This is a genomic window from Geobacillus sp. WSUCF-018B (genome assembly GCF_002809985.1).
Lineage (GTDB): Bacteria > Bacillota > Bacilli > Bacillales > Anoxybacillaceae > Geobacillus > Geobacillus thermophilus.
The window spans coordinates 1-11,989 of record NZ_PIJF01000070.1 but is presented as its reverse complement, the minus strand read 5'-3'; the positions used below and the strand labels follow the sequence as shown (position 1 = coordinate 11,989).

Annotated in this window: 14 protein-coding genes, 2 rRNA genes and 1 pseudogene; 5 read left to right on the top strand and 12 right to left on the bottom strand. The window is 52.1% G+C overall.

Annotation, left to right across the window (positions count from 1 at the left end; genetic code table 11):
- The coding region (locus CV944_RS15400) for a transposase (RefSeq protein WP_233205030.1) at nt 1-241 on the top strand (241 nt) is incomplete at its 5' end.
- A 29-nt stretch (nt 242-270) separates the two neighbouring features.
- A pseudogene (locus tag CV944_RS15395) lies at nt 271-438 on the top strand (tyrosine-type recombinase/integrase); the annotation flags it as partial.
- 78 nt (nt 439-516) lie between these two features.
- On the opposite strand, the gene groL reads toward CV944_RS15395, so the two are convergent.
- Nucleotides 517-2,133, bottom strand: a complete 1,617-nt coding sequence (gene groL / locus CV944_RS15390; protein WP_033010031.1) for a chaperonin GroEL — start codon at nt 2,131-2,133, stop codon at nt 517-519.
- Nucleotides 2,134-2,251: 118 nt separating this feature from the next.
- Entirely contained in the window at nt 2,252-2,536 is a 285-nt protein-coding gene (groES, locus tag CV944_RS15385) for a co-chaperone GroES (RefSeq protein ID WP_033010033.1), read from the bottom strand.
- A gap of 356 nt (nt 2,537-2,892) precedes the next feature.
- Here groES and CV944_RS15380 point away from each other — a divergent pair, with 356 nt between their 5' ends.
- Together CV944_RS15380 and CV944_RS15375 are read left to right on the top strand one after the other, a co-directional pair.
- Nucleotides 2,893-3,627 (top strand): CPBP family intramembrane glutamic endopeptidase, encoded by a 735-nt coding sequence (locus CV944_RS15380; RefSeq protein ID WP_044742383.1) that lies wholly within the window; start codon nt 2,893-2,895, stop codon nt 3,625-3,627.
- A complete protein-coding gene (locus CV944_RS15375) occupies nt 3,624-3,803 on the top strand; it encodes a YdiK family protein (RefSeq protein ID WP_033010036.1) in 180 nt (59 codons plus the stop codon). The genes CV944_RS15380 and CV944_RS15375 overlap by 4 nt, the downstream gene beginning before the upstream one ends.
- 64 nt (nt 3,804-3,867) lie before the next feature.
- On the opposite strand, the gene tatC is transcribed toward CV944_RS15375, so the two are convergent.
- Genes tatC through moaC form a run of 4 tightly spaced genes read right to left on the bottom strand, consistent with a single transcriptional unit; the run spans nt 3,868 to nt 5,953 of the window.
- Complete coding sequence (tatC, locus tag CV944_RS15370; RefSeq protein WP_033010051.1) at nt 3,868-4,617, bottom strand: twin-arginine translocase subunit TatC; 750 nt, start codon at nt 4,615-4,617, stop codon at nt 3,868-3,870.
- A gap of 20 nt (nt 4,618-4,637) precedes the next feature.
- Nucleotides 4,638-4,790, bottom strand: coding sequence for a twin-arginine translocase TatA/TatE family subunit (gene tatA / locus CV944_RS15365; protein WP_031406010.1), 153 nt, complete (start codon nt 4,788-4,790; stop codon nt 4,638-4,640).
- Nucleotides 4,791-4,807: 17 nt separating this feature from the next.
- Nucleotides 4,808-5,449 carry a redox-sensing transcriptional repressor Rex gene (locus CV944_RS15360; protein WP_033010037.1) on the bottom strand — a complete coding sequence of 214 codons (642 nt, stop codon included), beginning with the start codon at nt 5,447-5,449 and terminating at the stop codon, nt 4,808-4,810.
- A 15-nt stretch (nt 5,450-5,464) separates the two neighbouring features.
- Entirely contained in the window at nt 5,465-5,953 is a 489-nt protein-coding gene (moaC, locus tag CV944_RS15355) for a cyclic pyranopterin monophosphate synthase MoaC (RefSeq protein ID WP_033010052.1), read from the bottom strand.
- Nucleotides 5,954-6,048: 95 nt separating this feature from the next.
- Between moaC and abc-f the strand changes: the two genes are divergently transcribed.
- Entirely contained in the window at nt 6,049-7,980 is a 1,932-nt protein-coding gene (gene abc-f / locus CV944_RS15350; RefSeq protein WP_100664492.1) for a ribosomal protection-like ABC-F family protein, read from the top strand.
- A 754-nt stretch (nt 7,981-8,734) separates the two neighbouring features.
- Here the strand turns inward: abc-f and tsaD are convergent.
- The 6 genes from tsaD to CV944_RS15315 form a co-directional block, all read right to left on the bottom strand.
- Nucleotides 8,735-9,748: a tRNA (adenosine(37)-N6)-threonylcarbamoyltransferase complex transferase subunit TsaD gene (gene tsaD / locus CV944_RS15340; protein WP_044744206.1), complete on the bottom strand. Its 1,014-nt coding sequence runs from the start codon at nt 9,746-9,748 to the stop codon at nt 8,735-8,737.
- Nucleotides 9,745-10,197 (bottom strand): ribosomal protein S18-alanine N-acetyltransferase, encoded by a 453-nt coding sequence (gene rimI / locus CV944_RS15335; protein WP_033010040.1) that lies wholly within the window; start codon nt 10,195-10,197, stop codon nt 9,745-9,747. Before rimI ends, tsaD begins: the two co-directional genes overlap by 4 nt.
- Nucleotides 10,157-10,897: a tRNA (adenosine(37)-N6)-threonylcarbamoyltransferase complex dimerization subunit type 1 TsaB gene (gene tsaB / locus CV944_RS15330; protein ID WP_047817699.1), complete on the bottom strand. Its 741-nt coding sequence runs from the start codon at nt 10,895-10,897 to the stop codon at nt 10,157-10,159. The genes rimI and tsaB overlap by 41 nt, the downstream gene beginning before the upstream one ends.
- The gene (tsaE, locus tag CV944_RS15325; protein ID WP_033010045.1) at nt 10,894-11,352 is read right to left on the bottom strand and encodes a tRNA (adenosine(37)-N6)-threonylcarbamoyltransferase complex ATPase subunit type 1 TsaE; all 459 of its coding nucleotides are present in this window, start codon (nt 11,350-11,352) and stop codon (nt 10,894-10,896) included. The genes tsaB and tsaE overlap by 4 nt, the downstream gene beginning before the upstream one ends.
- A 213-nt stretch (nt 11,353-11,565) precedes the next feature.
- A 5S ribosomal RNA gene (gene rrf / locus CV944_RS15320) occupies nt 11,566-11,657 on the bottom strand.
- A gap of 250 nt (nt 11,658-11,907) precedes the next feature.
- A 23S ribosomal RNA gene (locus CV944_RS15315) occupies nt 11,908-11,989 on the bottom strand; the annotation flags it as partial.

Sequence of the window (11,989 nt, the reverse complement as noted above, 5' to 3'; positions counted from 1 at the left end):
TGCCAAAATGGTCAAGGAGTTTTTGCGGGAAGAAGGACAGTGTTTTCACTTTATTTACCTTCCTCCGTATTCTCCGCAACTGAACCCGATCGAACGCTTGTGGAAATGGCTGAAAGACACCGTGATCGCCAATGTGTTTCACAAAAATCGAAACGATATCGTCCAGGCCATTGCTCGGTTTGTCCACTACATCCACGAACGTCCGGAGGAAGTGCTGCAACGCTTAGGGTGTGCAGGATGAGAAGTTAACTCTTTATGTTGCATGTATATAGTTTACTTATTGAAGCAGGAGTGGGAATCAAAGAAATCCAGCAGCGCCTCGGCCATGCAGATATCGAAACAACCATGAACATTTATGCGCATCTAACAAAAGATTTGGAAGAAAGAGCTTCGCAGAAATTTAGCGAGCTTATGAGCAACTTCATCAAAAATTTGTGATTTTCGTGGTCAAAATGTGGTCAAAACAAAAAGAACACCGGGGAGAACCCCAGTGTTCCAAAGGATTGGAGGCGATGATTACATCATGCCGCCCATATCCGGCATGTTGTTGCCGCCTTTGTTTTCTTCCGGTTTGTCGGCAACGACCGCTTCTGTCGTCAAGACCATGGCGGCGACAGAGGCAGCGTTTTGCAGCGCCGAACGAGTGACTTTCGTCGGGTCAACGATACCAGCTTCGATCATGTCGACCCATTCACCTGTTGCCGCGTTGAAGCCGATGCCCGGTTTTTCGTTTTTCAGGCGCTCAACGATGATCGAGCCTTCCAGACCAGCGTTTTGCGCGATTTGACGAACCGGTTCTTCGATCGCGCGCAAGACGATTTTCACACCCGTTGCTTCATCGCCTTCCGCTTCGATGGCCGCAACTTTGCTGTAGACGTTCATCAACGCCGTGCCACCGCCAGCGACAATGCCTTCTTCAACCGCAGCACGAGTCGAGTTGAGCGCATCTTCAATGCGCAGTTTGCGTTCTTTCAATTCCGTTTCTGTCGCTGCGCCAACTTTGATGACCGCTACGCCGCCAGCGAGTTTCGCCAAGCGTTCTTGCAGTTTTTCGCGGTCGAATTCGGACGTCGTTTCTTCAAGCTGCGCACGGATTTGGTTGATGCGCGCTTTGATGCGGTCCGAATCGCCAGCGCCTTCGACGATCGTCGTCGTTTCTTTCGTAACAACCACTTTCGACGCACGGCCGAGCGAAGCGATCGTGGTCGATTTTAATTCACGGCCAAGCTCTTCGGAGATGACTTCGCCGCCTGTCAAAATCGCGATGTCTTCGAGCATCGCTTTGCGGCGATCGCCAAAGCCAGGCGCTTTGACAGCAACCGCATTGAACGTGCCGCGCAGTTTGTTGACAACAAGCGTTGCGAGTGCTTCGCCTTCGACATCTTCCGCAATGATCAAGAGCGGACGGCCTTGTTGCACGACTTGCTCAAGAACCGGTAACAGCTCTTGGATGCTCGATACTTTTTTGTCCGTAATCAAGATGTACGGATTTTCGAGAACAGCTTCCATTTTTTCCGTATCTGTAATCATGTACGGCGAAACGTAACCGCGGTCGAATTGCATCCCTTCGACAACGTCGAGTTCCGTCGTGAAGCCTTTCGATTCTTCAAGCGTGATGACGCCGTCATTGCCGACGCGTTCCATCGCTTCAGCGATCAATTGGCCGACTTCTTCGTCAGCAGCCGAGATCGCAGCCACTTGGGCGATCGATTCTTTTCCTTTGATCGGTTTGGAGATGGCTTTTAATTCTTCAACCGCTACCGCTACCGCTTTTTCAATCCCGCGGCGGATGCCCATCGGATTGGCGCCAGCTGCCACGTTTTTCAAGCCTTCACGGATCATTGCTTGAGCCAATACGGTAGCCGTTGTCGTCCCGTCCCCAGCGATGTCGTTCGTTTTGCTGGCGACTTCAGCGACCAGTTTCGCGCCCATGTTTTCAAACGGGTCTTCGAGTTCGATTTCTTTCGCAATCGTTACCCCGTCGTTCGTGATGAGCGGAGAACCGAATTTTTTCTCCAATACGACGTTGCGGCCTTTCGGACCTAATGTGACTTTCACTGCGTCTGCGAGTTTGTCCACCCCGCGCAACATCGCACGGCGCGCTTCTTCGCTGAACTTAATTTCCTTTGCCATACCCCGTTACCTCCTTATGAATTTGTTTCACTGCATGCCGTGAAAAAGGTAAGTATTCGTGTCATAAAGTTAAGGATATGTCAGTTTTCCGGAATGTTTATGTGGTGAACGCAATATATTAGCGGATGACAGCCAAAACGTCGCTTTCGCGCAAAATTAAGTATTCTTTTCCGTCGTACTTTACTTCCGTGCCGGCGTATTTCGAGAAAATGATGCGGTCGCCGACTTCAACTTCCGGCGCAACGCGTTGGCCGTTGTCAAGCACGCGGCCTGCACCGACAGCGACAACGCGACCTTCTTGCGGCTTTTCTTTCGCCGTATCCGGCAGCACGATGCCGCTAGCCGTTTTTTCTTCAGTTTCCACGACTTCAATGACAATGCGATCGCCTAATGGCTTCAACACGGGAAACAACCTCCTTAACGATAGTTTTCGCCGTTCTTATTAGCACTCATCATTATTGAGTGCTAACACACTTATAATATTAATGAACTCTTCTCCGTTTTGCAAGTAGGAAATGCAAAAAAATAACTGTTTTTCTCTCCTAAAGAAGAAAGAGCAAAAGGAGCCGGTTGTTTTGCCTCTACTCCCCATCCGCGCGGAGCCCGTTTTCATTATTTCACATTCCTCGGACTGATAAACGGCTCCGGTTAATTTTTTTTTACGGCGGTCAGGTGGGATGCGAGGATGCAGTTTTCTTACTATTTTCGCCGAACATGTGCTACAATACGGATATATTTGAAATAAAGGGGTAAAACGATTTGAAGCGCCGTTACTGGTATGTCATCATCACCTATATCGCCATGCAGCTGTCCTCCTTTGTCGGTGTGCCGCTCCTTCGCGCCCTCGGCGTCGGCCAAGGCGCGCAAACACGTCTCGAAGCAGCGAAAATTGCCTCCGGCTATTGGGCGGTCATCAGCTTTTTATTGGCTTTTGCCATCATTTTATGGCTGCTGCGCGGCGACCGCGATGAACGGACAATGCGGCGGCTGCCGCTCGCCTCGTCATGGATGTGGGCGATCTCGGGCGTCTTTTTGGCGCTTGCCGCGCAAAGCGTTGCCGCCAACATCGAATGGCGTCTATTGGGCATTGAGCCGGGCTCGGAAAACACAAGGCAAATCATCGACATCATCCGCCTGACGCCATTGCTCGTCGTCGTCACGTCGGTCATCGGCCCGGTTTTGGAGGAACTCATCTTCCGCAAAATCATTTTTGGCTCGCTTTATGAAAAATACAACTTTTGGTTGGCAGCGCTGGCCAGCTCGCTTCTGTTCGCTCTCGTCCACATGGAGCCGGAGCATTTGCTTTTGTACACGTCCATGGGGATGGTGTTCGCCTTTTTATACGCCAAAACCGGACGCATTTTCGTGCCGATGTTCGCCCATGTAGCAATGAACACGTTTGTTGTTGCCGTTCAAATTTTGTTGGCTGATGAATTGGAAAACATGATGCGCCAAGCGGAACTGCCGCTGGCCATTTGGAGGATTTGGCTATGACGCGCCATCCGCGGCTGTTTTCTGTTCCGTATTTCATCTTGGGCTTCCTGTTTACGTATTTGGCGATCGAAAGCGTTCATGAAACGATTTGGAACGTCTCAACCATCGCGTTGGCGGCGCTGGCCGCTTTTGATTTCGGCACCGCCTTTCGCTTGTTCTTCACACCGAGACAATAAAACCCTCCCCATTGGGGGAGGGTTTTTGCCTGGCGCCGTATGAACCGTCCTCTTGATGCTGCCCTCAATATGGATCGCCGCTTCCTTCCTCCGCCGCTAATTGCGCCTTTCGATAGCCGATTTTGGCAACCCAGATGCTCCCCTCATACAAAAGCGTCAGTGGAATCATGACGATCACTTGCGACAACACATCCGGCGGCGTAATGACCGCCGCTAAAATAAGCAGCGCCAAATACGCATACTTGCGGATGCGAACAAGAAGCTGCGGCGTAATAAGCCCTAAGCGGGTGAAAAACAGGACAACAATCGGCAGCTGAAACACGATGCCAAACGGCAGCACGAGCTGCAGCAAAAACTGAAAATATTCATTAATGCCGATCATCTGTTGAATGCCGAGCCGTTCCGCCAGCTGATTCATAAACCGGACGACAAATGGAAACAAGACGAAATACGCAAAACCAACCCCGGCTAAAAATAGAATGATCGATGCTGGAATGTAGCTGAGCGTTGTTTTCCGCTCTTTTTCATACAGCCCCGGACTGACGAACGCCCAAATTTGATAGAGCAGCACCGGAGCGGTCAGTACAGCGGCGATGACAAAGGCAAACTGAAAATACACTTTGATCGGGTCGGTGAGGCGGAACGCGTTCATCGTCAGCTGTTTCGCTTCCGCAGTGTGCTGCAAATACACAATGACGTCATCGACAAAAAAGAAGCTGGCTACAAGCGCCGCAACGAAAAAGAGAAGCACGATGATCAGCCGTTTCCGCAGCTCTCCGAGGTGTTCATACACGGACATTTCTTTGTCATTCATCGTTTCCCCATCCTGCCTTGTCATCGGTCGGTTTTCGTTTCTTCGTCATCAGCGAGCCCTTTTGTGGCGTCTTTAAACTCGCGAAGCGACTGGCCGAACGACCGTCCCAACTCCGGCAGCTTTTTCGTGCCAAACAGCAACAAAATGACAAGAACGAGCAACAAATATTTCATGTGTTGTTCTCTCCTTTTTACGATGGCGATGGATAGTTTTTCAAAAAATAGACGAGCGACTGCAGCTCAATGGCTAAATCGATATGATGGACGCGAATATGGTTTGGCACGTTCAGCCGCGCCGGAGTAAAGTTTAAAATGCCTTTAATTCCTTGCGCGACAAGGCGGTCGGTCAGCGCTTGAGCTGCGGCGGCCGGCACGGTTAAAATCGCGACCGGAATGTCGCCGCGAAGCCGCTCCTCCAGCTCATCGAGATGATAGACCGGCACCCCGCCGACTGTCGTTCCAACCTTCCGTTCATCGACATCAAACGCCATGACAATTTTCGTGTTGTTATTTTTCGAAAAGTTGTAGTTTAAAAAGGCGGTGCCTAAATTGCCGACGCCAAACAGAGCGACTTCGGTCACTTCGTCCTCTTCAAGTGTCTGGCGGAAAAACGACAACAAATAATTGACATTATACCCGTATCCTTTTTTGCCGAGCGCGCCAAAATACGAAAAGTCGCGGCGAATTGTCGCCGGATCGACTTTCACCGCCTCGCTCAGCTCGGCGGAGGACACGCGCTGCTTCCCTGAGGCATGTAAATTTTTCAAAAACCGATAGTATAACGGCAGACGCTTGGCAGTCGCCTGCGGGATTTTCGGTTGTTCGTTGCTCATCGTTTCATCCCCCAGTTAATCGGTTTTCCGTCGATAATGGCCGGACTTCCCGCCCGTTTTCTCGACCAAATACGTTGGACCGATCGTCATTCCTTTATCGAGCGATTTGCACATGTCGTACACAGTCAATGCGCATACCGAGGCCGCCGTCAGCGCTTCCATCTCCACTCCTGTGCTCCCTTTCGTTTTGACCGTCACGGTAATCACAAGTTTATACGCTTCCGCCTCTTTTTCCCAAGCAAAGGCAATATCGATGCCTTTTAACATAAGCGGATGGCACATCGGAATGAGATCGGCCGTTTTTTTCGCCGCCATGACCCCGGCCACCTGGGCTACCGCCAGCACATCACCTTTCTCAATGGCATTGTTCGTCATCTTTTCATAAATCTCTTCGTTGACGGTGACGCTCGTTCTCGCCACCGCTATCCTGACCGTATCTTCCTTGTGTGTAATGTCGACCATTTTCGCCCGGCCTTGTTCATTGAAATGCGTAAACGATGCCAAGACAATCTCCTCCATTTATCACTATACACCATTTTTCGTCATCTGTCTTTGACCGTTTTCGCGACTTGCGTTAAACTATTCGCGAGGTGACGGACATGATCATTTTGCAAGTGAATGGGCTCACGAAATATTTTGGCGCTGACCTTATTTTATCGAATATAAAACTAGAAATACAGTCCCGCGCCCGCATTGCTCTTGTCGGCCGCAACGGCGCAGGCAAATCGACGCTGCTGAAGATCATCACCGGCGAACTTTCTTCCGACAGCGGTGAAATCATCAAGCCAAGCCATATCAAAATCGGCTATTTGGCGCAAAACAGTGGGCTCGACTCGTCACGCTCCATTTGGGACGAGATGCTGGACGTATTCGCGCCGCTCCGGGCGATCGAAGCGCAGCTGGCAGAGCTCGGCGCCCAACTTGGCGACCCGGATCTGCTCGCCGATCCGTCCCGCTACGAAAAAACGCTTCAAGCGTATGACAACCTGCAAGAGCAATACAAAGAACAAGGGGGCTATCAGTATGAAGCCGACATCCGCTCTGTTTTGCACGGGCTGCAATTTTCGTCATACGATTACCAAACAACGCCCGTTTCCTCGCTAAGCGGCGGACAGCGGACGCGGCTCGCCCTTGGAAAACTGCTGTTGGCCAAGCCGGACTTGCTCATTTTAGACGAGCCGACGAACCATTTGGACCTCGATACGCTCACATGGCTCGAGCAATATTTACAGGCATACCCCGGCGCCGTTCTGCTCGTTTCCCACGACCGCTACTTTTTGGACAAAGTCGTCACCGAAGTGTACGAGCTGTCCAACGCGACGCTTAAGCGGTATAGCGGCAATTACAGCCGCTATTTGGAGCTTCGGGTCGAGCAATACGAACAAGAGCTAAAACGATACGAAAAGCAACGGGAGGAAATCGCCCGCCTTGAAGACTTCATCCGGCGCAACATCGCCCGCGCCTCGACAACGAAACGGGCGCAAAGCCGGCGAAAGCAGCTTGAAAAAATGGAGCGGCTTGAACGCCCGGCCGGAGATGAAAAATCAGCTTCTTTTTCTTTTGCGATTGAGCGGCCGAGCGGCCATGAGGTGCTCACCGCAGAGCAATTGACCGCCGGCTATCGCGAAGGCGCACCGGTCATCCGCCAAATCAGCTTTCGCATCACACGGGGGGAGAGTGTCGCCTTGGTCGGACCAAACGGCATCGGCAAGTCGACATTGTTGAAGACGATCGCCGGAAAGCTCCCAGTTCAATCCGGAAAGCTCCGGTACGGTGCAAATGTGAAAATCGGCTATTACGACCAAAACCAGGCGGAACTGTCGACAAACAAACGAGTGCTCGACGAGTTGTGGGACGCCTACCCGGACAAAACCGAAAAAGAAATTCGCACCGTGCTCGGCAACTTTTTGTTTTCCGGCGACGACGTCTTAAAACCGGTTTCCGCCTTAAGCGGCGGAGAGAAAGCACGCCTGGCGCTCGCCAAACTCATGCTTCAAAAAGCCAACGTTCTCTTGTTGGATGAACCGACCAACCATCTCGACCTTGACAGCAAAGAGATGCTCGAGCAGGCGCTTGTCGACTATCCGGGAACGATCTTGTTCGTCTCCCACGACCGCTATTTCATTAATCGCATCGCGACAAAGCTGTTTGAACTCTCGGGCGATGGGCTTGTCGAATATTTAGGAGACTATGACTATTACGTGGCGAAAAAAGAAGAAATGCGCGAATTGGCGCGCCTGGACTCCCACCCGCCCGCATCACCGGACAGCGGCGAAACAGCCAAATCCACATACGAGCAAGAAAAAGAGGAAAAAAGACGACAGCGCCAACGGCAGCGCCGTCTGGAAGAGATCGAAGCCGAGATCGCCGCACTGGAAGCACAAATCGCTGAAACCGAGCAGCAGCTGTGCGACCCGTCTGTATACGGCGATTATGAAACCGTGCAGCAGCTCACGCAAGAAAACGAAAAGCGGAAACAGCAGCTTGAAACGTTATTGGCCGAGTGGGAACAGCTCTACGCCTCGTTTTGAGCCAATCCGCTGCCAGGGAACGCCAACACGGGCATCTAGCGGCTTCATGTGCACTGCTCGTGCGCATCATCACCGCGCCAGGCCGATCACAGGCCAAACTCATTTAGCAGCCTTTTGCCTTGTTCATGAAAGCTGCTTCTTAGGTGAAGGACGATGACTGACAAGAGGGTGTCCCCAAAGGATTGGAACACCCTCTTTCGTTGCATATATATGCTTGCTGTTTCTGCCGCACTAGACGTGCGCCTATCTTGAAGGCAGGCGACCTTTTAGGTCAGCCCCGTTTTTGTGTTAATCACATTATCCACAAAGAAATCCACACTTTTCTGTGCAAAACAGAAGTTATTCACCGACTTTTCCACATTATCCACAACCAATCCCTTTCCTCTATGAAAAAATGATTGTGTATTGCACTCCTCGCCGTTATCATGTTTTTGTTACTTTTCCACATTGTCCACAACCTATGGATAAAACTATGCACAACAAGTCCCCACCCGACAGCCGTTCCGCTTGCCAAACAAAAAAGAGCAGACCGCCTGCCCTAAGCGATCCGCTCTTTAAAAGGATTTTTAACTTGAGAAAAGTGCGTTTTGGGCCAGTTTTTCATGAAATCCCCAACCTCCTAGAAGGCCGGTGACAAACTGCTGTCACGAGCAAATCAACGGCATTTCGCCAAAAAAGAAGGCTGATTCCACAGTTTTTCTCTAATTGAGAAACAAGTGGAGCTAGCAGTATTTTGTACTAAATCACCGACCTTCTAGACAAGCGGCAAGCTTGGATTGGCGTTGAGCGCCAAATCAGCCCGCTTTCCTTGTTGATATAACACAGTTCCCGCAACGGCAATCATCGCCGCATTATCAGTGCATAGCGATAACGGTGGGATGACAAGCTCCACATCGGGAAGCTCTTTCATTTTCTCCTGCAGTGCAGCCCGAAGCCCGCGGTTGGCCGCCACCCCACCGGCGAGCAGCACTTGTCGTACGCCGTATTCTTTGGCGGCCTGCACCGTTTTCGTCACCAGCACATCGACGACGCTGGCCTGAAAGCTCGCGGCCATCTGTCTCGGATCGATCTCCTCGCCGCGCTGCTTCGCGTTGTGGAGCGCATTGAGAACCGCTGATTTTAAGCCGCTGAAGCTGAAATCATACGAACCTTCCTCAAGCCACGCTCGCGGCAAATCAATCACGGGCTCGCCCTCATGAGCCAACCGGTCGATGTGCGGTCCTCCTGGGTACGGAAGGCCTAAAGCCCGCGCCACCTTGTCATACGCCTCACCAGCAGCGTCGTCGCGCGTCTCGCCAATGACTTGAAACGCCCCGTGGCCTTCCATGTAAACAAGCTCCGTATGCCCGCCGGAAACGACAAGCGCCAACAGCGGAAATTTCATCTCCGCCACGAGCTGGTTGGCGTAAATATGACCAGCAATATGATGCACCCCGATGAGCGGCAACCCGTGGGCAAACGCGAGCGCCTTTGCGGCGTTCACCCCGACAAGGAGCGCCCCAACCAACCCCGGTCCGGCCGTCACCGCAATGGCATCAAGATCGGAAAACGATACGCCAGCCTGCCGCATCGCTTCCTCCATGACGAGTGTAATTTGTTCGACATGATGGCGCGAGGCAATTTCCGGCACAACACCGCCAAACCGCCGATGGCTTTCCATTTGCGACGCCACAACATTCGATAAAATCTCTTTTCCGTTTTTCACCACGGCCGCCGCTGTTTCATCGCAGCTCGTTTCAATACCTAGTACATGCACGTTTTCATTCATGTCAGTTTCACCCACATCACTAGCGCATCTTCAAAATTGTCCGGATAATACCGTTTGCGGATGCCGCCATTGCGAAACCCAAGCTTTCGGTACAACGACTGGGCGACATGGTTCGAGACGCGCACTTCCAGCGTCATCGTCGCCGCCCCATGCTGCTTGGCTGTTTCCATAAGGCGGCGCATAAGCGCTTCGCCGAGTTTTTGTCCGCGAAACTGTGGCAGCACAGCGACATTCGTCACATGCGCTTCATCAATCACGAGCCACATCCCCGCATACCCGATGATCCGTCCGCGGTGCACCATGACAATATATTTCGCGTAACGATTGTACATCAGTTCATTATAAAAAGATTCCCGGCTCCACGGCGCGGTAAACGACGCCTGTTCGACTTGCACGACCTCATCGATATCATGAATGGTCATCGGCCGGAATTGCACATCGATCCCCATCGTCCCCGTCCCCTTTTTGTTTCGCAAGCCATTTCGCTTCCGCTTCCGCAAGACGGATGTAATTCGGCACAAACGTATGCGGATTCTCATGTTCTTTCTCTTTTCCGAGCATGATGAGCTCACTTGGCCGCGGCAATGTCAACGGCGGCGGCGTCATGAAAAACCGCCCGCCCAAGCGGCTCCGAAACAGCTCACTATATACCGGCGCATCGGCCCCGATGAACAATACATCCTCTCCCCGTCTGCGTAAATGATCGGCCCACTCGTCCGCCGCCACAATCCGGTCCGCTTCGAGGCATCGGAGCGCGCCGTCCTCGTACCGGTACAACCCGGTGTAAATTTGTCCGCGCCGCGCGTCAAACAGCGGGACGAGCAAACCGGGGAAATACCGGCCATTAGCGGCGAGCACCTCTAAACTCGAGACGCCGGCTATCGGAATGCCGAGCGACCAAGCGAGCGTTTTCGCAATGGTGACACCGATCCGCACCCCGGTATAAGATCCAGGGCCTTTCGCAACAACAACTAAATCAAGCTCATTGGGCGCCATTCCACACTGCCGAAGCAGCGACTCAATGGCCGGCATCGCCCGGACAGAATGATCTCTTTTGACACTCGTAACGAATTCCCCTTTAATAACATCCCCATCCGCCACAGCAATGCCTAGCGGCATATTCGATGTATCAATCCCTAATATTTTCATGACGCAAAAATCTCCTTGCATAGCTGTTCATAGCGCCACCCTGACGGCTCAAAGACAAGTCTCCGTTCATCGCCGCCATGGCGAAACAAAGAAACGGTCAGCCGCTCCTCAGGCAGCTGCCCCGCAATCAAATGGGCCCACTCGACAACCGCAACACCATCACCGTTAAAATATTCATCAAATCCGAGATCCTCCCATTCGTCTTCAAGCCGATACACATCCATATGATAAAGCGGCAGCCGCCCATCATACTGCTTGATAATCGTGAAGGTCGGGCTGTTGACGTTTTGTACAATGCCCAGCCCCTCGGCAATCCCTTTCGTAAACGTTGTTTTTCCCGCACCTAAATCTCCCTCTAACGCGATGACCATCCCCGGCTGAAGCCGTTCTCCGAGCCGGCGTGCAACCGCCTTCGTCTCTTCCGGAGAATGCACAGTAAGTTCAAACTGCTTCATGGTGTTCCACCTTATTCCATTTTATCATCTTTGCTTCCGCTTTTGAAATTTTACCATAAGGAACGGCAACGTTGCCACTGCCGGCGCCAAAAAAACAGCCATACAAAACAAAAGGACTGCCCTGCTAAGGCCATATTGAGCCTCCCGGGCAGTCCTGAGATCAAACTCGCAAAACAAAAAGAAAAAAGGGAATTAGGCGTGTTGCTACTCCCTGGTGAATAGCCCCAACTACCATCGGCGCTGGAGGGCTTAACTTCCGTGTTCGGGATGGGAACGGGTGTTTCCCCTCCGCTATCACCACTAGGCAAGCGATTCAGTTTCGACATCATTTATTATACTTAAAAAATAAATGTTGTCAAGAAGGAAAGTCATTCCTTCAAAACTAGATAACCGTTTCAGGAAGAAGCCGCGGCGAACCGCTCGCCTGCGCTTTTCGCTGTCTAATTCCGGCCGCCATCGGCTCGCGACGCTTCGGTCCTGCTGCGGCGGGCTAAGCCCGCTCGCAGGCCCTCCAGCGCACCTCGCCGATAAGCAGGCGGCCTCCACTTTTCTTGTTAGGTTAAGCCCTCGATCGATTAGTATCCGTCAGCTCCACGTGTCGCCACGCTTCCACCTCGGACCTATCGACCTCGTCATC

Bases quoted from the DNA above. Each gene is read 5' to 3' on its own strand.
- groL (WP_033010031.1), bottom strand. From the start codon at position 2,133: ATGGCAAAGGAAATTAAGTTCAGCGAAGAAGCGCGCCGTGCGATGTTG.
- tsaB (WP_047817699.1), bottom strand. From the start codon at position 10,897: ATGAAAATATTAGGGATTGATACATCGAATATGCCGCTAGGCATTGCT.
- tsaD (WP_044744206.1), bottom strand. From the start codon at position 9,748: ATGAATGAAAACGTGCATGTACTAGGTATTGAAACGAGCTGCGATGAA.
- abc-f (WP_100664492.1), top strand. From the start codon at position 6,049: ATGATCATTTTGCAAGTGAATGGGCTCACGAAATATTTTGGCGCTGAC.
- tatC (WP_033010051.1), bottom strand. From the start codon at position 4,617: ATGAATGACAAAGAAATGTCCGTGTATGAACACCTCGGAGAGCTGCGG.
- CV944_RS15375 (WP_033010036.1), top strand. From the start codon at position 3,624: ATGACGCGCCATCCGCGGCTGTTTTCTGTTCCGTATTTCATCTTGGGC.
- CV944_RS15360 (WP_033010037.1), bottom strand. From the start codon at position 5,449: ATGAGCAACGAACAACCGAAAATCCCGCAGGCGACTGCCAAGCGTCTG.
- tsaE (WP_033010045.1), bottom strand. From the start codon at position 11,352: ATGAAGCAGTTTGAACTTACTGTGCATTCTCCGGAAGAGACGAAGGCG.
- tatA (WP_031406010.1), bottom strand. From the start codon at position 4,790: ATGAAATATTTGTTGCTCGTTCTTGTCATTTTGTTGCTGTTTGGCACG.
- rimI (WP_033010040.1), bottom strand. From the start codon at position 10,197: ATGGGGATCGATGTGCAATTCCGGCCGATGACCATTCATGATATCGAT.